Genomic DNA, 19,770 nt, shown 5'->3' on the forward strand with positions numbered 1-19,770 from the left:
GGCGAGGGTGGCGGCATGGAAGCCCCCACCTCGCTCGACGCCCCCGTCCTGCCGGCCCGCGGCCCGGAGGACCTGCTCGCCTACGTAGGCCACGCCCTCGGGCGGTTGCCCGAGGACAGCCTCGTCCTCCTCACCCTGCACGACGGGCGCCTGCGCGCCGTGGTACGGGTCGATCTGCCTCCCGAGGAGGTCGACGTCGACGCTTGGGCCTGCGCCGTGGCCGAGGTGTGCCGGCGGGACGCGGCAGCGGACGCGACGCTCTGCCTCGCGTTGCCGGACGGCGCCCGAGCCACGCTGACCCGTCCCGGCTGGGCCGCAGCGCTCGACGACGCCCTGGCGTCCGCGGGTCGCCCCCTGGCCGCGGCCTGGACGTGCGCGCACGGACGGGCGCGCCCCTGGTGGGGGAGCAGCATCGCCGAGGAGGGCACCCTCGACCCCCGAGCCGCGCCGCTGTCCCTGCACCTGATGACCCGCGGTTCGGTCTGGGACCGCGCGGCGGTGTCCGACCCGGTCCCGCGTCGTGGTCCCGCCGCGGCCCGGCCCGACGACGCGCGGTGGTGGCCGCCCGAGCAGGACGCGCCCCCGGCACGCCGCGCGTGGCTGGCGCAGTGGGAGCCGGTGCTGACCGGCACGGCGCGTGGCCGCGGTGCGCCCGCACCCGCCGTGCTGGGCTCGCCGCTGACGCGTCCGGCCTGGCGCGACGGCCTGCTGCTCCATGCCGCCGCGCCGTCCGGCGCGGCCACGGGGGATCCGGGGGACGAGGAACGGATCCTCACCGCGGCCTCGCGCCGGGCGCCGGCCTGGGACCGGCTGGACGCCCTGCGGGCGGGGCTGCGCGCGCTCGTGCCCGTCGCGACGCCGGCCGTGGCGGCTCAGGCCCTGGCACTGGCCGGGTGGGTCGGCTGGGCCCGCGGCCACGGCTCCGACGCGGACGCCCACCTGACCGCGGCGGCGGCGCTGAGTCCCGGCGACCCGTTCGTCTCCGTCCTGCGACGCATCGTGGCTGCGGGGTGCGTCGCAGGCTGGGCGACCGACCCGGCCACCGCGTGGCGGCCCGACGGTGGCCGCCCATGAGAGAATGATGCGGCTTCACGACGGCACGGCCGACCGCAGCCCGTTTCCCGGGTTCGGAATAGATCGGTCTCAGCCGTCGTTGGCACTCACGGACCCTGCAGTCGGCGGGCCCGGACGACGTCGGTCGTCCGAGGCCGCGACTTGACAGGGTCACGTGTCTATGGACTGCAAGGATCCGCGGGTGGCCGCGGACGAGACGGAAAGGCCTCGAGTGACCACTTCGACGACCAGCGGTGTGCAGGACGGCAAGGAGACCACTGCCTCCGAGGCCACGACCACGCGCACCCGCTCCACGGCAGCCAAGAAGTCGGCAGCCACGAAGAGCGCCACGACCAAGGGCGCCACGACGCGGACGACCGCGACGAAGTCGGCGGCGACCAAGACCGCTGCCACGCCGACGGCCAAGAAGAAGGCGACCCGGAAGCCCACCGCGGCCAAGACCACCGCCACGGCCAAGACCACCGCCGCGAAGAAGACCGCCACGACCGGGGGCAAGAAGGCCACCGCGTCCGCCGCCTCCGCCGAGCAGGCCGAGGACGACGAGGAGCTCGTCCAGACGCGCGAGCGCACCGAGGCCGCGGACGCCGTCGAGGAGGACGTGGTGGCGGACGAGACCGCCACCGAAGACTCTGATGATGAGGACGCGGACGGCTCGGACGCTCCGGAGCGCCCGGCGATGGACGCGGAGGCCGTGACCGGCACGACGGCCGCCACAGGCCAGAAGGTGGCCCAGTCCAAGGGCGCGTTCGTCATGGACGACTCCGAGGACGACGCCCCGGTGCAGCAGGTGGTCGTGGCGGGCGCCACGGCGGACCCGGTGAAGGACTACCTGAAGCAGATCGGCAAGGTCGCCCTGCTCAACGCCGAGCAGGAGGTGGACCTGGCCATGCGCATCGAGGCCGGCCTCTACGCTGAGCACGTCGTGCAGCACGAGGCCTCCGACGACTACCGCGAGCGCCGGGACATCCAGCTGATCATCGCGGACGGGCGCAAGGCCAAGAACCACCTGCTCGAGGCCAACCTGCGTCTGGTGGTCTCCCTGGCCAAGCGCTACACCGGTCGCGGCATGCTGTTCCTGGACCTCATCCAGGAGGGCAACCTCGGCCTGATCCGCGCCGTCGAGAAGTTCGACTACACCAAGGGCTTCAAGTTCTCCACGTATGCCACGTGGTGGATCCGTCAGGCCATCACCCGCGCCATGGCGGACCAGGCCCGCACCATCCGCATCCCGGTGCACATGGTGGAGGTCATCAACAAGCTGGCCCGCGTGCAGCGGCAGATGCTCCAGGATCTCGGCCGCGAGCCCACCCCGGAGGAGCTGGCCAAGGAGCTGGACATGACCCCGGAGAAGGTCGTGGAGGTGCAGAAGTACGGCCGCGAGCCCATCTCCCTGCACACCCCGCTCGGCGAGGACGGCGACTCCGAGTTCGGCGACCTGATCGAGGACTCCGAGGCCGTCGTGCCCGCGGACGCCGTCTCCTTCACGCTGCTCCAGGAGCAGCTGCACTCGGTGCTGGACACGCTCTCCGAGCGCGAGGCCGGTGTCGTCGCCATGCGCTTCGGCCTGACCGACGGCCAGCCCAAGACGCTGGACGAGATCGGCAAGGTCTACGGAGTGACACGAGAGCGCATCCGCCAGATCGAGTCGAAGACCATGTCCAAGCTGCGTCACCCCTCCCGCTCGCAGGTGCTCCGGGACTACCTGGACTGAGTCGCAGCGGCATGACGAAGGGCCGGACCCCCGCGGGGGTCCGGCCCTTCGTCATGCCGGGCGCGTCAGGCGCCGGCGGTGAGGCGGTCCGTCTCGTCCTGCCACAGCGCGGCCTGGGGACGCAGCGCGTCCTCGACGGCGCGGGCGTGGTGGGCGCAGAACTGGAGGGCACCGCCCGAGTGCAGCACGGCGCGGACGTAGGCCTGCGCGCCGCAGCGGTCGCAGCGGTCGGAACGGGTGAGGGCGGCCGGCTCGGCCACGGCGGTGATGGACATGGTGTCCTCCTCGGGTCTCTCGGGGCTGGAGGGCGACGACGCCGGTGGGGCGGGTCGGTCCTCCTCTTGTCCCATGGAACAGCAAGGATGGCAGGGAACTTCCCCGCGCGCCCGCCCCGCACCCGCGTTTCGCCACCCGCGTACGCGAGCGCCCGGGCCGGGCTGCCCAGGGACGTCCGGCCCGAACCCTGGCGTGTCCGGCCCGCGGAGTAGGCTGGACCGGCCGCCGTCGTCCACCGAAAGGCCCGCCCCGTGCCCGCGAACACCGAGTACAACGCCCGCCACCTCTCCGTGCTGGAGGGGCTCGAGGCCGTCCGCAAGCGGCCGGGCATGTACATCGGCTCCACCGATTCCCGCGGCCTCATGCACTGCCTCTGGGAGATCATCGACAACTCGGTGGACGAGGCTCTGGCCGGCTTCGGGCAGTCGATCGAGATCACCCTGCATCCGGACGGCTCCGTCGAGGTCGAGGACAACGGGCGCGGCATCCCCGTGGACGTGGAGCCGCGCACCGGCCTGTCCGGTGTCGAGGTGGTGTTCACCAAGCTCCACGCCGGCGGCAAGTTCGGCGGCGGTTCCTACGCCGCCTCGGGTGGCCTGCACGGCGTGGGCGCGTCGGTGGTCAATGCCCTGTCCTCGCGCCTGGACGTGCAGGTGCTGCGCGGCGGCAAGGTCCACCAGATGTCGTTCCGGCGCGGCGAGCCGGGCCGCTTCCAGGACGGGTCGCGCCCGTCGCCAGACGCCCCGTTCGAGCCGTCCACGGACGCCTCGCCGCTGGACGTCGTCGGGAAGGCCAAGCGCGGGCAGACCGGCACGCGCGTGCGCTACTGGGCGGACGAGCAGATCTTCGTGAAGGACGCGACGTTCTCCGCCGAGGAGCTCCAGTCGCGGGCGCGCCAGACCGCCTACCTGATCCCGGGCCTACGGATCACGGTCAAGGACCTGCGCCGCCGACCCGGCACGCCCGGTGCCGACGGCCCGGTCGAGGAGGTCTTCCAGTACGACGGCGGCATCTCCGAGTTCGTGGAGCACCTCACGCCCGCCACCCCGGCGACGGACGTGTGGCGGATCCAGGGCTCCGGCACCTTCAAGGAGCGGGTCCCGGTGCTCGGCGAGGACGGGCGCACCTCCATGCAGGATGTGCAGCGCACGTGCGAGGTGGACGTCGCCCTGCGCTGGGACGTCGGCTACGACACCGTGTTCCGGTCCTTCGTGAACATCATCGCCACACCCAAGGGCGGCACCCACCAGTCCGGGTTCGAGGCGGCACTGCTGAAGGTGTTCCGCGCCCAGGTCGAGGCCAACGCGCGCCGGCTCAAGGCCGGGTCGGACAAGGTGGAGAAGGACGACGTGCTGGCCGGCATGACCGCCGTCCTGACGGTGCGCCTCGCCGAACCGCAGTTCGAGGGGCAGACCAAGGAGATCCTCGGCACCTCCGCGGTGCGGCGGATCGTCTCCCAGGTGGTGGAGAAGCAGCTGACCGCCCGCCTCACCTCCACGGCCCGCGCCCAGAAGCAGCAGGTGCACACGCTGCTGGAGAAGGTCGTCGCGGAGATGAAGTCGCGCATCTCCGCGCGCACCCACAAGGAGAACCAGCGGCGCAAGAACGCCCTGGAGACCTCGACGATGCCGGCCAAGCTGGCGGACTGCCGCAGCAACGACGTCGCCTCCTCCGAGCTGTTCATCGTCGAGGGCGACTCGGCGCTCGGCACCGCCAAGCTGGCCCGGTCCTCCGACTTCCAGGCCCTGCTGCCGATCCGGGGCAAGATCCTGAACGTGCAGAAGGCCTCCGTCTCGGACATCCTGGCCAATGCCGAGTGCGCGGCGCTGATCCAGGTCGTCGGGGGCGGCGCGGGGCGCAGCTTCGACCTGGATGCGGCCCGCTACGGCAAGGTCGTGCTGATGACGGACGCGGACGTGGACGGTGCCCACATCCGCACCCTCCTGCTGACGCTCTTCTTCCGCTACATGCGTCCCATGGTCGAGGCCGGGCGCGTGTACGCGGCCGTCCCGCCGCTGCACCGGATCGAGGCGGTGACCCGCGGCGTGAAGGAACGCGAGGTCATCTACACGTACTCGGAGCAGGAGCTGCACGCGACGCTCGCCCGCCTGGAGCGGGAGGGTCGCTCGTACCGCGAGCCGATCCAGCGCTACAAGGGCCTGGGCGAGATGGACGCCGACCAGCTGGCCGAGACCACGATGGACCCGCGCCACCGCATGCTCCGCCGCGTGAACATCGCCGAGGTGGAGGCCGCCGAGCGGGTCTTCGACCTGCTCATGGGCTCCGCCGTGGCCCCCCGCAAGGACTTCATCGTCTCCCACGCCGACGAGCTGGACCGCGAGCGCATCGACGCCTGACCCCCCACTTTCGTTCGGGAAACGGCGGGCACCGAGGCGTCGGCGGCGCAGTCGCCGCCGTTTCCCGAACGAAAGCGGCGTGACCCGCGCCGTTTCCCGAACGAAAGCCCTGGGCGGGCGGCTGCTCCGACCGCGGCGGACGTCAGCGGTCGCGGTAGTACGCCGCGACGCGGTGCAGGCCCTCGTCGATGCTCACGGTCGGCGTCCACGCGAGGACCTCGCGGGTGCGACGCTGGTCGAACCAGTGGGCGGTCGAGAGCTGCTCGGCGAGGAACTCGGTCAGCGGCGGCTCGCCGTCGTCGGAGCCCACGCCCCGGGACCGCAGCCCGAACAGATCCCGCTCCCACGCCCGCTCGATCAGGGCGCCGGCGCGCCGGGCCAGGCCCGCCGGGACGCGGCGCTCGGGCTCCGCGGCGCCGCCCGCCAGCGCGATCTGGCGGATCAGCTCGCCGACCGGTCGCGGCTCGCCGTTGGTCACCACGAGGGCCTCGCCGTGGTGCACGTCCGCCGCGGACACGGCCGCCACCACGGCTTCGACGGCGTTGGCCGTGTACAGCGTGTCGACCAGGGGAGCGCCCGTGCCGAGCACGGGCATCCGCCCGGCCCGCGCGCGCTGCACGATGCGGTCGGTGAGCTGCAGGTCCCCGGGCCCCCACATCAGGTGGGGGCGCAGCACGAGGACGCGGAAGTCGTCGCGGTCGGCGGCCAGGGCCAGCCGCTCGCCGGCCGCCTTCGTGCGGGCGTAGGGTCCGCGTGCGTGCTCGGGGCTGGCGGCTCCGGCGCCCTCGCCGACGATGGAGTCGCCGGCGTGCGCCACGGAGGGGGAGGAGACGTGGACGAAGCGTCGCACGCCGTGCCGCTGCGCGGCGTGCAGGAGGATGCGCGTGCCCTCGACGTTCACGGCCTCGTACTCGTGCTCGGGGCCGGACACGGACACCTTCGCGGCCACGTGCACCACGGTGTCCGCGCCGGTCAGGGCCTCCTCGACGGCGGCCGGGTCGGTCACGGACCCGCGCACGTCCCGCGCACCGGGCACGCCCGAGGGGCGCCGCTGCAGGGTGGTCACGTCGTTGCCGGCATCGGCGAGCACCCGGGCGACGCCCGCGCCCAGCAGCCCCGAGGCGCCGGTCACCAGGACGCGGCGCGACGCGAGGCGCTCGACGAGGTCGGGCATGCCGGCGCAATCGAGGCCGACGTCGTAGCCGAAGCCGCTCACAGCGCACCCGCCTTCCCGCCAGCGAGCACGGCCTCCGCCCAGTCGGCCACCCGGGCGCGGTCGATCTTGGAGTTGTGCCGGATGTCGGTGGGGATCTCATCGGCCACGAGCACCGCGGCCACCGGCAGCGGCTCGAGGGCCGCGCGCACGGCGGAGGCCAGCGCGGTCGGGGCGAGGCCCTGCTTGGGCCGGCCGTCCCGGTGGTGACCCGGGCGCCGCGCCGGGCGCGTGGCCGGCACGGCCGCCTCCACGACGACGACCACGGCCTGCGTGCCTCGGGGCCCGACGCCGACGACGGCGCTGCGCCGCACCGGTCCGAGCGCGTCGACGGTCTTCTCGGGCCCACCCGGACCGACCGGGCCCTCGGGCGTGGTGATCACGTGCTGGAGCCGACCCTCGAGCCAGACGCGGCCCTCGGCGTCGAAGTGGCCGACGTCGGCGGTGCGGTGCCACACCCGGCCGTCCCGCCGCCACAGCCCGTCGCGCTTGCTCTGCTGGTCGGTGTGCCAGAGCGCGTCGTAGCGGTCCTTCAGGTGGGGGGCGCTGACCACGATCTCACCGAGCACGCCGTGGCCCCGCGCGGGGTCGAGGATGACGTCCTCGGCGCTGCCGTCCTCGAGCAGCGGCGCGATGGCCAGGGACACCGTGGGCAGCGCGGAGCCCACGCAGACGCCTGCGTCGTCGGCGGCGCGCAGGCGCTGCACCTCGGCGCCGTCGATGTCCGTGAGCAGCAGCCCCTCGGTCATGCCCCACGGCGTGTGGACCCGGGCGTTCGGCATCAGGTCCGAGACCTGACGCATCAGCTGCGGGTGCACGGGGGCGCCGGCCGAGAGCACGAGACGCACGGCGTCGAGCGCCTCGCGCCGGGGCGCGTCGAGCCCGTCGGCGGTCGCGACCACGTTCGCCAGGGCGGCGGGGGAGGCGAACAGCACGCTCGACTGCCCGGCGATCGCGGCGTCGGCCAGCTTCTGCGCGGTGAGGGTGGCCGGCTGGGTGACATCCATGTCCGGGGAGACGGACGCGGCGCCGAGGGCGGGTCCGAGCAGCGCGAACGGGGCGAAGCCGGCCAGCAGGGACCCGCCCGGGCGGATGCCCAGGGTGCGGGCGATCAGCGCCACGAGGCGGCCCAGCCGCTCGTGCGTGTACACGACGCCCTTGGCCGGGCCCGTGGAGCCGGACGTGAACAGCACCGCGGCGTCCGCGTCCAGGGCGGGCTCGGGCAGCACGGTGCCGTGCTCGTCGACGGCGTCGCCCGCGGCCGGGTCGCGGTGGCGGTCGACCATCGCGTAGAGCGAGTCGGAGACGTCGAGCAGGCGGCGCTGGGCGGCGCCCGGCTCGGTCACGGAGATCCGGGTGCCCGGCCAGGACTGGGCGCGGGCCAGCGTCAGACCGGGGGTGCGGCCGATGATCCAGCGGGGGCGGGCCGACTTCATCGCCCGGGTCATGCCCTTGACCCCGAGGCCCTGGTCCGCCACCACGGCGACGGCGCCCACGCGCAGCACGGCGTACAGGGCCGCCGACAGGTCGCGACCCGGCGGCACGAGCATGGCGACCCGGTCGCCCGGTCGCATGCCCGCGGCCCACAGCCCGGTCGCGATGGCCGAGACCATCTCCTGCAGCTCGCCCCAGGTGACCGCCACGGGTCGGCGGGCGGTGCCCACGAGCGAGCGGCCGGCCTGGGCGCCGGCCATGTCCACCAGTGCGGTGTACTCGCGGTGGTCCGAGCCGGGGGCACCCCAGTCGCGCAGGTGGTCCCAGAGCCGGACCATGCCGGGCTCGCGGGCTCCGGGCTCCTCCCCGAGGTCCACCTCCAGGCCCGGGTCGGCGGCCGCGTCGGCGGTGGCGTGCGGGACGGGGCCCGGCAGCCCCGAGGCGGGGTCGGAGAGCTGGCCGGCGCGCAGCAGCTGGGCCCACTGCAGCAGAGGCGCGGTGATGTCGCGGTCGTCCACGAGCAGGTGCCCCGCCCCCTCGTAGCGGTGCACGCGCGCGTGGGGCAGGCGGTCGCGGAGGTCGTCGAGGTAGCGGTCCAGGAAGACCGGGTCGTCGGCGCCCCACAGGATCAGGGCGGGCACATCGGTGCGGCCCAGGGCGGCGAGGTCCTCGCCCACCCGCTGCAGTTCGGGATGGCTGCCGTGGCCGGGGTCGGCCGGGATGTCCGCGACGAAGCCGCCGACGCCGCCGCGTCGGGCCGCCGTGTCGTAGGGCAGGTGGTAGGCGGCTCGGGTCTCGCGGTCGAGGGCCGGGGTGGCGAGGGAGGTCGTCACGGAGAGGAAGGCGTCCGTGGTGACGGTGGAGGCCGGCAGGACGGGCCCGGCGAGGGCGGCCTGCAGCGGGGCGGGGATCGGCGCCCCCTCGGGCTGGTGGACCGCGGTGTTCAGGGTCGCGACGCCGGCCACCAGCTCCGGATGACGCGCCGCCCAGCCGAGGGACACGACGCCGCCCCAGTCGTGGCCGAGCGTGATCAGCGGGTGGCCGGTGGCCGCCAGGTCGCGCAGCCCGAGGGCCGTCAGCAGCGCGTCCAGGTCGGCGATGCGGCCGCCCAGCGTGCGGTAGGTGTCGCCCGCGCGGCCCATCGACGCGGCGGACGGCGAGCCCGCGTGCGCGAGGCGCTCGGAGAAGCCCATGTCCAGCTGGTCCGGCGCCACGACGCGCCACGCCGCCATGCCCCGGCGTGCCCGGCGCACGGTCTCCGCGAGCAGGGAGCGCCACAGCCAGGACCACGTCGGATTGCCGTGCACCGCGACGATCGTGCCGACGATCTCCGCCCCGGCCGCCGCGAGCACGGGACCGGTGTCCGCCACGTGCAGCGTCCGCACGGTCCCCTCCGGGTCCGCGGCGGAGCGGATCTCCACGAGGCGGGACCACGCCGGGTCCCAGCCGGGCAGTCGGTCGGCCGGCGGCAGGGCGGCGGGGGCGGCGGGGATCTGGGGCATGGCTCTGGCTCCTTCAGTTCACCATTCGATCTCGAGCATCGCGGTGTTCAGACCCGAGCCCACGCCCAGGCAGACCACTGTGTCCCCGTCCTCCAGGGAGTCCATCTCCCGCACGAGGGTGATGGGCAGCGACGCCGGGCCGACGTTGCCCAGCGTGGGGAACGTCGTCGGGATGCGCGCCGGGTCCAGGTGGGCGGACTCCGCGATCGCGTCGGTGTGCATCTGCGAGACCTGGTGGGTGATGAACCGGTCGGCCTCCGGCCACGCCCACTCCGCCGGGACGTCGTGCCACGCGTCCATCACGAGTTCGAGACCGTCCTTGAGCAGGGCGGTGGAGTCGGTGTACATGCCGTGGTGGTCGCCCACGCACAGGCCGTGGTGGTCGGTGCCGGCGCGGGTGATCCCGCGGACGATCCGGTGGGCGTCCGGGTGGTCCTCGATGCGGCCGACGACAGCGGCGGCGGCCCCGGAGCCCAGCGTCAGGGACGCGAACTGCTCCATGAAGTTGCCGCGGTGCGTGGTCTCGGCGTGCAGGTTGGCCACGGTGGCGGCCTGCACCTTCGAGGCGTCCTCGGCGGCGACCACGACCGCGTAGTCGATCTGGCCGGCGTCCACGAGCGTGGAGGCGAGCATGAGGCCGTTGACGAACCCGAGACACGCGTTCGTGATGTCGAAGTTGGTCGCCGAGGTCGGCAGCCCCATGAGGTGGTGGATCCGCACGGCCACGGAGGGCTCGAGCGTGGCCCGGGTGACCGAGGTGTTCACGAGCAGCCCCACCCGCTCCCGGGGGACGCCGGCCTGCTCCAGGGCCGCGACGCCGGCGCGGGCGGCGGCCTCCTGGAAGTCCTCGGTCTCGTCCCAGTTCCGACGGCTGCGCACACCGGCCACCCGCTCCAGGAGGGAGCCGGGCAGGCGCAGGCGGGTGAGCACCTCCGCCAGCTGGTCGTCGAGGTCCCGCGAGGTGACTTCGACGGGGGCCTCCACCTCGGTGACCGCCAGGAGGGCGGCGCGGGAGTACTCGTAGCTGGCGTTGCCGGACACGTTCGTCACCAGGACCAATCTGCGGGGGGTCGGGGGAGGGGGCGCTCACCTGCGGTGAGACGACAGCCCACTGTATCGGAGGGGCCGGGTGGGGCGCCCATCGGGGGCGTCGATCGGCCCGAGGCGAACAGGCTCGCCCCGGGCCGGGTCAGTGGGCGGACACGGCCACGGCGTCGTCCTCGGCGGGCGGGGCCGAGACGAGGTCGGGGGAGGCGCCGGCGCCGACGGCCTCGATGCGCTGGTCCACGGGCACGCCCGAGCCGTCCCGACGCCCGTACTCGATCGGCAGCGCGCGGGCCACCCCGGCCCGCGAGGCCGCGAGCGCGGGCGCGGCGCCGATCCAGCCGAGCTCGAGGCCGCTCTCGCCCTTGAGCAGCCGGTGGGCGCGCACGCCGCCGGTGCCGCGGCCCCTGGCCGGATACTCCCCGAGCGGCGTGACCTTGACGGAGCCCGGGGCGGAGCCGAGCACGTCCGCCTCGCCGTCCGTCACGGTCACCACGACGGCGGGCCGAGGGTGGGCCGCGGCATCCGCACCGGTCTCGGTGAGGGAGGCGGCGGGGGCCACCCCGAACGCGAGCACCGTGTCGCCGGCGGCCAGCCGGATGCCCGCGACACCGCCGCCGGCCGGGCCCTGGGGGCGCACGGCGGAGGCGGCGTAGCGCAGCAGCTGGCCGGTGCGGGTGAGGAAGACGAGCTGGTCGGCCTCGTCCGGGGCGGGGGCGGCGCCGACCACCGCATCGCCGTCCTTCAGGGCGACGGCGTCGACGACCTGGCGGTTCAGGGGCCACTCCGGCCGGACGCGCTTGACGACCCCGTGGGCGGTGCCCAGCGCCAGGACGGCGTCCAGGGGGACCAGGGCCACGAGCGTCTCGCCCTTGGCCAGGGGCACCAGCTCCGCGGCGGGGAGGGCCGCGGTCATCGCGGGGGCCGCGGACGGCTCGCCGGCCGCCGGCAGGTCGACCGCCTGGAGGCGGTGCAGCGCGCCGGCGGAGGTGAGGGCCCCGATCTCGCCGCGGGCCGTCGTCGGGACCACGGAGGTGAAGGCGTCGTGTTTGCGGCGCCGGCCCTGCGGGACGATCGGCGTGCGGTCCGCGGTGCGCAGCAGGCGTCCGGAGGTGGAGAGCAGGGCCCAGCACGCCGTGTCCGGGACCATCAGGTCCACCCCGGCCTCCGCGGCGCCGGCGGGGGTGGGCCCGGACGGCGCGGGCCCGGCGGCGGGGGCCGCGGCGGTCTCGGCCTCGAGCAGGACCGTGCGCCGGTCGTCGCCGTGCTCGTCGGCGACGGCCTGCAGCTCGGCCGAGACCACCTCACGCAGCCGCGCGTCGGAGGCGAGGATCGCCTCGAGCTCGGCGATCGCGGCCTGCAGCTCGTCGCGCTCGGCCTCCAGCTCGATGCGGGAGAATCTCGTCAGCTGGCGCAGCCGCAGCTCCAGGATGTGGTCGGCCTGCACCTGGGTGAGGTCGAAGACGCCCATGAGGCGGGTGCGCGCGGCCGCGGTGTCGTCCGAGGAACGGATGATCTCGATGACCTCGTCGATGTCCACGAGCGCCAGCAGCAGGCCCTCGACGAGGTGGAGGCGGTCGCGGTGCTTGCCGAGGCGGTGCCCGGTGCGGCGCCGCACCACGTCCAGACGGTGGTCCACATAGACCCGCAGCAGGGGCAGCAGGCCCAGGGTCTGCGGCTGGCCGTCGACGAGCGCGACGTTGTTGATCCCGAACGTCTCCTCGAGCGGGGTGTGCCGGTACAGGGCGGCCAGCACGGCCTGGGGGTTGAACCCGGACTTGAGCTCGATCTGCAGGCGCAGCCCGTTCTTGCGGTCCGTCAGGTCCACGACGTCGGCGATGCCGCTGAGCTTCTTCGCGTCGACGCCGGCCTTGATCCGCTCGATGACCTTCTCGGGGCCGACGCCGTACGGAAGCTCGGTGACGATCAGGCCGGTGCGACGCGCGGAGACCTGCTCCACGGCGACGGCGGCCCGCATGCGGAACGTGCCGCGGCCGGTCGCGTAGGCGTCGCGGACGCCGTCGAGCCCCACGATCCGGCCGCCCGAGGGCAGGTCGGGGCCGGGGATGTGGGCCATGATCGCCTCGAGGTCCGCCTCGGGGTCCGCGAGCAGGTGGCGCGCGCCCGCCACGACCTCGCGCAGGTTGTGCGGAGCCATGTTCGTGGCCATGCCGACGGCGATGCCGGTGGTGCCGTTGACGAGCAGGTTGGGGTAGGCGGCGGGCAGCACGGCCGGCTGCTGAAGCTGGTTGTCGTAGTTGGGGACGAAGTCCACGGTGCCCTCGTCGAGGTCCGCGGTGAGCGCCAGGGCGGCCGGGGCCATGCGGGCCTCCGTGTAGCGCGGAGCCGCGGGGCCGTCGTCGAGCGAGCCGAAGTTGCCGTGCCCGTCCACCACGGGCAGGCGCAGGGAGAACGGCTGGGCGAGGCGGACCATCGCGTCGTAGATCGCCGCGTCGCCGTGGGGGTGCAGCTTGCCCATCACCTCGCCCACCACACGGGCGGACTTCACGTGGCCGCGGTCCGGGCGCAGGCCCATGCGGGACATCATGTAGAGGATGCGCCGCTGCACCGGCTTGAGGCCGTCGCGGGCGTCCGGCAGGGCGCGCGAGTAGATCACCGAGTAGGCGTACTCGAGGAAGGACGCCTCCATCTCCTCGGAGACGTCGACGTCGACGATGTTCTCCTGCTCCAGCGGCAGCGGGCGCGGGGCGTCCTGCTCGGCGGGGCGGGAACGGGATGAACGGGCCATCATGGTGGTCGGGGAGTCCTCACGGCGTCGGGGATTGTCTACAGTGATCCTATGGGTGAGACTGAAGCCGACCGCGGATATCCCTCCCATTGGGAGGCCGATGTGGTGCTCCGTGACGGCGCCACGGCCCACCTGCGGCCCATCTCGCCCGAGGACGCCGCCGAGCTGCAGCGCATGCATGCCGGGCAGTCCGAGAACTCCATCTACCTGCGCTACTTCACGTACAAGTCCGAGCTGAGCGCCAAGGACCTGGACCGGTTCACCCACGTGGACCACCGGGACCGGGTGGCGTTCGTGATCACCCGCGGCGGCCGCCTGCTCGGCGTGGGCCGCTACGACCGGTACGGGGACTCCGACGCCGCGGAGGTCGCCTTCAACATCTCCGACGCCGCGCAGGGCCGCGGACTGGGCTCCATCCTCATGGAGCACCTGGCCGCGGCCGCCCGCGAGAACGGCATCCGCCGCTTCACCGCCGAGGTCCTGCCCGAGAACCGCAAGATGCTCTCGGTGTTCCAGGAGTCTGGCTTCGAGGTGACCCGCCGGTTCGAGGACGGCGTCGTGGCCGTCGAGTTCCCCATCGATCCCACCGCCCGGTGGCGCGCCGTCGTCGAGTCCCGCGAGCACCGGGCCGAGTCCCGCAGCGTCGCCGAACTGGTCGAGCCCGCCTCCGTGGCCGTGGTCGGCGCCTCCCGCGATCCGCAGGCCGTCGGCTCGCTCGTGCTGCGCCACGTCCTCGAGGCGGGCTTCACGGGCACCGTCCACGCCGTGAACCGCGCCGCCGAGGACGTTCAGGGCCTCACCGCCCACCGCTCCCTGGCCGACATCGGCGAGCCGGTCGACCTCGTCGTCGTCGCGGTGCCCGCCGACGAGGTCGAGGCCCTCATCCCCGAGGCCGCCGCGGCCGGGGCCCAGGGGCTCGTGGTCCTCACCTCGGGCTACGCCGACGCCGGCGCCGAGGGACTCGAGGCCCAGCGCCGCCTGGTCTCCCTCGCTCGTGCCCACGGCATGCGCGTGATCGGCCCGGCCTCCACCGGTCTGGTCCGCACGGACCCCGCGATCCGCCTCAATGCCTCCCCGTCACCGGGCCTGGCCCAGCGCGGCCCCGTCAGCCTGTTCAGCCAGTCCGGCGCCGTCGGCGCCATGGTCTCCGCCGGCGTCAAGCGCCGCGGGGTGGGGATCTCCACCTCGATCAGCGCCGGCAACCGTGCGGACGTCTCGGGCAACGACGCCATGCAGTTCTTCGAGGCGGACCCCCACACCGCCGCCGTCGGCGTGTACCTCGAGTCGTTCGGCAACCCGCGCAAGTTCTCCCGCATCGCCCGGCGGCTCTCCCGCACCAAGCCCGTCGTGGTGGTCCGTTCCGACGTCACCGGGCGCTTCCTGCCCCCGGGCCACGAGACCCGCACCACCCAGGCCCCCGAGGGCGCCGTGGACTCGATGCTCGACCAGACCGGCGTGCTCGAGGCCCACACGCACGAGGCCATGCTCGACATCCTCATGGCCGTGGCCAGCCAGCCGCTGCCCACGGGCCACCGCGTCGTCCTCGTGGCCGACTCGCTCGCCCTGGACCGGCTGGGCCGCGACGCCGCGGCCGAGGCCGGGCTGGAGGTCACGGCCACCGTCGGCCTCGTCGGCAGCGAACAGGGCATCGCCCCGCCCGCCGAGACGCTGGTCTCCGCCGTCCGGGACGCCGTCCGCCACGAGCAGGCCGACGCCGTCGTGGTGCTGGCCCGCCTCGGCCTGCACCAGGCGGACGACGAGCCGGAGCGGCTGGCCCACGCCCTCGCCGACGCGACCCGGGACGCCCGCATCCCCGTGCTCGGCTGCCTGACCGACGTCGTCTCCCCGCGCTACCGCGGCGCCACGCTCGGCGCCACCGGGCCCGTCGACGACGACGCCGAGCCCGGCTCCCTGCAGCCCGGCCTGCCCTTCTACCCGTCGCCGCAGCAGGCCATGACCGTGCTCGGCGCGCTCGCGGACTACGTCCACTGGCGCCGCCAGGAGGTCGGCGAGCCGCTCGAGCCGACCGGCCTGCACCCGCACGAGGCCGAGGAGCTCGTGGAGGCGGCCGCCGCGCGTGCCGAGGGCACCGAACTCGTCCGGCTCTCCGACGAGGAGACCGAGACGCTGCTGGGCCACTACGGGATCACCGTGTTGCCCTCGGCCCGGTTCGAGACCGCCGACGAGGCCGTGGCGGCCGCCGAGCGGCTCGGCTTCCCCGTGGCGCTCAAGGCCGTGGACCCCCACCTGCGGCACCGACTCGACCTGGGCGGCGTCCGCCTGAACGTGGTGGACGCCGACTCCCTGCGCCGCAACGTCGAGCACATGCGCCGTCTGCTCGCGCCGTTCGGCGTGCGCGAGCTCGAGGTCCAGGCCATGGCCCCCGCCGGGCAGGCCTGCATGCTCACGGCGCTCGAGGACCCGCTGCTGGGCCCCGTGGTCTCCTTCGGCATCGCCGGCGACGCCACGGACCTGCTGGGGGACTGGGTGCACCGTGTGCCCCCGCTCACGGACCGGGACGTGGCCCGCATGGTCCGCGCCCCCCGCGCCGCCGTGAAGCTGCGCGGCACCGGCGGGGTGCCCTCCGTCGACCTCGCCGCGCTGGAGGACCTCGTGGGCCGCGTCAGCGTCCTCAAGGACGACCTGCCGCAGGTCGCCCGCCTGCGCTTCGCGCCCGTGCTGGCCGCCCCCGAGGGCGTGACGGTGCTGCAGGCCGAGGTGCACGTCGCCAACGCGGCCCGCCGCACCGACTCGGCCCGGCGCGCGCTGCGCGGCCGCTGACCGGCCCGTCCACAGCGGGCCCGGGCGGCCCGGCGCCGGACCCGTACCATGGGGGACATGAGCCCGTTCCGCAGGAGTCACGAGCCCGGCCGTTTCGACCACCGCCCCGACGCCCCCGAGGCCGAGGGCCGGCAGCGCGAGGCCCGCACCCTGGACGGCAGCGGCGGCCTCGACGCCTCGCTCGTCCGCGCCGGCTTCTACCCGGACCTCGTGGCGCACGCCATCGCCGTCGAGCTCGAAGGCCGCGCCCCGGACGCGCACCTCGTCCACGTGGACACGCACTTCGACTACGAGGAGATCCACCGGCACATCACGGCCCTCGTGCTCGCCGGGGACACCCTGCTGGCCGTCCACCTCGACGACCACGCCGCCGACCCGGCCGGCCAGGCGGTCCTCGCCCAGGTCTCCACCGAGATAGTCCCGGTCCGCGCCCTCGGCTCCGTGGTCCTGACCACGGGCCACGCCGACCCCGCCCGCTTCCGGCCGTCCGACCCCGTGGCCGAGATGACCCTCGGGCTGATGTGGGCCGGTGGCCAGCGCCTGGACCTGCAGCCCGCCGGCTGCGCCGACCCCCAGTGCGACCTCGACCACGGCTACACCGGCACCGCCACCCGCGAGGACCTCGTGATCCGCGTCGCCGCCGACGCCGACGGGCAGGGGGCCGTCGACGGCGCTCTGGCCTTCGCCCGGGCCCTGCGCCGCGCCCACCTGGCGGCCACCACGTGACGGGGCCCGCCCTCCCCGACGGCGTGGTCCCCGCCGACCGTGCCCTGCGCTCCGTCCTGACCTCCGCCGCGGCCGCCCTCGGCGTCCCGGGCTGTGAGAACGCGCTCGCGGTCCCGGAGGGCCGCCGCGTGGTCGTCGCCCTGGTGGACGGCCTCGGCCGGTCCCTGCTGAAGCGCTTCGGCGGCCACGCCCCCACGCTGCGCGCCGCGATGGCCGACGGCGGCCGCGTCCTCGAGGTGGCCGTGCCCACCACGACGGCCGCCTCCCTCACGAGCCTGGGCACCGGGCTGGAGGTCGGGGAGCACGGCGTGGCCGGCTACGACGTGCTCGACCCGGACCGGGACGTGGTGATCAACCAGCTGGGCGGCTGGGACGAGGCCACCGACCCGGTGGGGTGGCAGCCGAAGCCCACCGTGTTCGAGCGTGCCGCCGTGGCCGGCGTGGACGCCGTCACGGTCTCGCTGCCCGCCTTCGAGCGTTCGGCCCTGACACGGGCGGGGCTGCGTGGCGGCCGGTTCGTGGCCGGTCGCACCCTGATCGCCCGCGCCCAGGCCGCCGAACGCGTGCTGAAGGACGCCCGCGTGCCCACGCTCGTCTACGTCTACGTCAACGAGCTGGACAAGGCCGGCCACCGGGACGGCGTGGGCTCGGACCGGTGGCTGCACGCCCTCGAGGAGATCGACGCGGCGGTGCGGCGCCTGGTGGACCGCGTGCCCGCTGGGACGGTGGTGCTCGCCACCGGCGACCACGGCATGGTCGACGTGCCGCCGTCGCGCCGCGTGGACTACGCCGCCCTGGACGAGGCCGGGGAGCTCGCCGACGCCGCGCTGCTCGAGGGGATCGCGCACACCGCGGGGGAGCCTCGCCTCGTGCAGCTGCACTTCCGATCCGACGCGGGTCCGGACGTGCGCGAGAGGGTGCGGCGCGCCTGGGCCGAGCGCTACGGGGCGCACGCGTGGGTGCTCACGCGGGATGAGGCCGTCGACGCCGGCTGGTTCGGCGCCGTCGTCGAGGACCGGGTCCGTGCCCGCATCGGGGATCTGCTCGTCGCCGTGCACGGGGATCTGGCCCTCTACGACGGCCGGCGGGTGCCCCCGCACGCCTTCGAGATGGTGGGCCAGCACGGCGCGCCCACGCGCGCCGAGCGGGAGGTCCCGCTGCTCACCTGGCACCGCTGAGCCCGCCCCGGGGCCGGGCCGGGGTCAGTCGCCCTTGCGGCCGAAGACGATCTCGTCCCAGCTGGGCACGGACGCGCGGCGAGCGGCCGAGCGGGCCCGGGGGCGCGGCGTGACGGTCGGCATGGCAGGGCGCGCGGCACGCTCGCGAGGCGCGGGCTCCGCCCCCTCGTCCTCGACACCCGCGTCCGCGACCTCCGTGTCCGCGATCTCTGCGGCAGTGTCCTCGGCGCGGTCGGTCTCGGTGGCCGGTTCCGGCTCGTCGACGACCGGGGCGTCGTCGGCGGTCGTCAGGGCCCCCTCGGCGTCGACCGGGGCGAGCCGCTCGGGCGCCTGGGCGGCCTCGCGCCGACTCCGGTCCTGGTGCTCGCGAGCGATCAGGTGCGCGAGCGCGTCGTCCGACTCCAGGTCCGCGCCCACACGCTGACCCCGGCGCACCCGCAGGATCTCCAGCAGATCGGCGTCGCGGTCGGCGGCCGGGGAGTGCGCACCCGCGGGGGTCACGGCGTCCTCGGCGTCCACGTCGTCCGTCACCGGTTCGGCCGCGGGGGCGCGGGGGACCAGGTCCCAGGCCTCCGCCTCGGACAGGGCGCGGGCCCAGGCGTTCTCGGGTTCGAGGTGGCGTCCGGCCGGGCTGAACGTCCAGAGCGCCGGCGGCTCCTCGCGGGTGGGCAGACTCCTCGCGCCGGCCACGGCGAACCGGGCGGCCACGGTCCAGCCGGCCTGGTCCTCGCGCCACGCGTCCCACTCGAGGCTCGCCTCGTCCACGCCCAGCTCGGCGAGTCGGTGCGCGGCGAGCTCGCCGAGCGTCGTGGGGCCGCCGTCCTGGACGAGGTCCGCGTAGAGGTCGGGCCCGCCGACCCAGACCTCGACGGCGCGGGCCTGTCGGGCGATCCAGTCGCGCTCGGCCAGGACGGGGTGACCGTAGGTGCGGATGCGCGAGAACGCGTTCCCGCTCTCCCGGGCGACCTGCTCCACGGAGGCGCCCGCACGGATGCGCTGCTGGATCTCCCGGGGGGTGAGGGGCTCGGCCTCGTGGGTCGCGGCGGCCTTGATGGACTCCTGGTCGGTCAGCGGCGCCGGGGTCGGGCCGTCTGCGGTCTCATCGTCGGCCGCGGGCTGCGGGTCGATGCGGGGGGTGAGCGCGAGGTCCTCGTCCGGACGGGTCGGGCCGGAGGGCACGTCGGGAGCCCGCTCGCCCTCCTCCGCGGCATCGTCGGCCTGCGTCGTCGCGTCCACCGGTCCCTCGGCGTCCTCGTCGCCCGTCCCGGGGACGTCCGTCTCCGTCATGTCGTGCCAGGCCGCGGGGCCGCCCTCGGCCGGTCGCACGGCCTCGGGCGCAGCGCCCTCGATGACCAGCCGGCGCAGATAGGGGGAGAGGGCGAGCGTGTGCTCCTCACCCTCGGGCCCCGACAGGCGCAGCGCGTCGCCGTCCTCGGTGGGTCCGGTCAGTCGCAGCTCTGCCATGGCGGTGGTCCCTCCCACATCGTGTTCTGGTCACCGGGCATGTGGACGCCCGGCCGGGCATGCCCCGATCCTAGCCGCCGTGCCGCAGACCACGGCCCGGGCGAGGGACGAGCGGCCGCGGGAATCCGCCCTGGGCGAGCGTGCCCGTCAACATTTGGCACGGGTTCGGCCATGGTGCACAATCTACGCGCAACGGCGCAGGCCGGTGACGCGTGGTCCGCCCACGACGCCGTCCGCGCAGTGCCGGCACCGGTCCCGGTG

12 protein-coding genes are annotated in these 19,770 nt (G+C 74.9%); 6 read left to right on the forward strand and 6 right to left on the reverse strand.

What is annotated here, in order from left to right; genetic code table 11:
* Window positions 1–15 precede the first annotated feature (15 nt).
* Both ACTSKS_RS06895 and ACTSKS_RS06900 read left to right on the forward strand, forming a co-directional pair.
* Window positions 16–1,074: a DUF4192 family protein gene (locus ACTSKS_RS06895; RefSeq protein ID WP_115260985.1), complete on the forward strand. Its 1,059-nt coding sequence runs from the start codon at window positions 16–18 to the stop codon at window positions 1,072–1,074.
* 160 nt (window positions 1,075–1,234) lie between these two features.
* On the forward strand, window positions 1,235–2,785 hold the full coding sequence (locus ACTSKS_RS06900; RefSeq protein WP_309544285.1) for an RNA polymerase sigma factor: 1,551 nt from the start codon (window positions 1,235–1,237) through the stop codon (window positions 2,783–2,785).
* Between the two features lie 65 nt (window positions 2,786–2,850).
* Here the strand turns inward: ACTSKS_RS06900 and ACTSKS_RS06905 are convergent, their stop codons facing one another.
* Complete coding sequence (locus ACTSKS_RS06905) at window positions 2,851–3,060, reverse strand: DUF7455 domain-containing protein (RefSeq protein WP_002858172.1); 210 nt, start codon at window positions 3,058–3,060, stop codon at window positions 2,851–2,853.
* A 252-nt stretch (window positions 3,061–3,312) separates the two neighbouring features.
* Between ACTSKS_RS06905 and ACTSKS_RS06910 the strand changes: the two genes are divergently transcribed.
* Entirely contained in the window at window positions 3,313–5,418 is a 2,106-nt protein-coding gene (locus ACTSKS_RS06910; RefSeq protein WP_442927402.1) for a DNA gyrase/topoisomerase IV subunit B, read from the forward strand.
* A 142-nt stretch (window positions 5,419–5,560) separates the two neighbouring features.
* On the opposite strand, the gene ACTSKS_RS06915 is transcribed toward ACTSKS_RS06910, so the two are convergent.
* From ACTSKS_RS06915 to ACTSKS_RS06930, 4 genes are all read right to left on the reverse strand, one after another.
* On the reverse strand, window positions 5,561–6,634 hold the full coding sequence (locus ACTSKS_RS06915) for an NAD-dependent epimerase/dehydratase family protein (RefSeq protein ID WP_442927403.1): 1,074 nt from the start codon (window positions 6,632–6,634) through the stop codon (window positions 5,561–5,563).
* Window positions 6,631–9,567, reverse strand: a complete 2,937-nt coding sequence (locus ACTSKS_RS06920) for an alpha/beta fold hydrolase (protein WP_442927404.1) — start codon at window positions 9,565–9,567, stop codon at window positions 6,631–6,633. The genes ACTSKS_RS06915 and ACTSKS_RS06920 overlap by 4 nt, the downstream gene beginning before the upstream one ends.
* A gap of 18 nt (window positions 9,568–9,585) precedes the next feature.
* Complete coding sequence (locus ACTSKS_RS06925) at window positions 9,586–10,617, reverse strand: 3-oxoacyl-ACP synthase III (protein WP_145951517.1); 1,032 nt, start codon at window positions 10,615–10,617, stop codon at window positions 9,586–9,588.
* A gap of 139 nt (window positions 10,618–10,756) precedes the next feature.
* Window positions 10,757–13,363, reverse strand: coding sequence for a DNA gyrase/topoisomerase IV subunit A (locus tag ACTSKS_RS06930; RefSeq protein ID WP_442927405.1), 2,607 nt, complete (start codon window positions 13,361–13,363; stop codon window positions 10,757–10,759).
* A 48-nt stretch (window positions 13,364–13,411) separates the two neighbouring features.
* Between ACTSKS_RS06930 and ACTSKS_RS06935 the strand changes: the two genes are divergently transcribed.
* The 3 genes from ACTSKS_RS06935 to ACTSKS_RS06945 are packed head-to-tail and all read left to right on the forward strand — an operon-like array spanning window position 13,412 to window position 18,045.
* Window positions 13,412–16,141 (forward strand): bifunctional acetate--CoA ligase family protein/GNAT family N-acetyltransferase, encoded by a 2,730-nt coding sequence (locus ACTSKS_RS06935; RefSeq protein ID WP_442927406.1) that lies wholly within the window; start codon window positions 13,412–13,414, stop codon window positions 16,139–16,141.
* A 57-nt stretch (window positions 16,142–16,198) separates the two neighbouring features.
* Complete coding sequence (locus ACTSKS_RS06940) at window positions 16,199–16,867, forward strand: DUF5998 family protein (protein WP_442927407.1); 669 nt, start codon at window positions 16,199–16,201, stop codon at window positions 16,865–16,867.
* Complete coding sequence (locus ACTSKS_RS06945) at window positions 16,864–18,045, forward strand: alkaline phosphatase family protein (RefSeq protein ID WP_442927408.1); 1,182 nt, start codon at window positions 16,864–16,866, stop codon at window positions 18,043–18,045. The genes ACTSKS_RS06940 and ACTSKS_RS06945 overlap by 4 nt, the downstream gene beginning before the upstream one ends.
* 24 nt (window positions 18,046–18,069) lie before the next feature.
* Here ACTSKS_RS06945 and sepH read toward each other — a convergent pair whose 3' ends face one another.
* On the reverse strand, window positions 18,070–19,509 hold the full coding sequence (sepH, locus tag ACTSKS_RS06950) for a septation protein SepH (RefSeq protein WP_442927409.1): 1,440 nt from the start codon (window positions 19,507–19,509) through the stop codon (window positions 18,070–18,072).
* Window positions 19,510–19,770: the final 261 nt, after the last annotated feature.

The sequence above is a fragment of the Micrococcus sp. TCR-5 genome (assembly GCF_052220525.1).
Taxonomy (GTDB): Bacteria; Actinomycetota; Actinomycetes; order Actinomycetales; family Micrococcaceae; genus Micrococcus; species Micrococcus luteus.

Bases quoted from the DNA above. Each gene is read 5' to 3' on its own strand.
- ACTSKS_RS06895 (WP_115260985.1), top strand. From the start codon at position 16: ATGGAAGCCCCCACCTCGCTCGACGCCCCCGTCCTGCCGGCCCGCGGC.
- ACTSKS_RS06900 (WP_309544285.1), top strand. From the start codon at position 1,235: ATGGACTGCAAGGATCCGCGGGTGGCCGCGGACGAGACGGAAAGGCCT.
- ACTSKS_RS06905 (WP_002858172.1), bottom strand. From the start codon at position 3,060: ATGTCCATCACCGCCGTGGCCGAGCCGGCCGCCCTCACCCGTTCCGAC.
- ACTSKS_RS06920 (WP_442927404.1), bottom strand. From the start codon at position 9,567: ATGCCCCAGATCCCCGCCGCCCCCGCCGCCCTGCCGCCGGCCGACCGA.
- ACTSKS_RS06930 (WP_442927405.1), bottom strand. From the start codon at position 13,363: ATGATGGCCCGTTCATCCCGTTCCCGCCCCGCCGAGCAGGACGCCCCG.
- ACTSKS_RS06935 (WP_442927406.1), top strand. From the start codon at position 13,412: ATGGGTGAGACTGAAGCCGACCGCGGATATCCCTCCCATTGGGAGGCC.
- ACTSKS_RS06940 (WP_442927407.1), top strand. From the start codon at position 16,199: ATGAGCCCGTTCCGCAGGAGTCACGAGCCCGGCCGTTTCGACCACCGC.
- sepH (WP_442927409.1), bottom strand. From the start codon at position 19,509: ATGGCAGAGCTGCGACTGACCGGACCCACCGAGGACGGCGACGCGCTG.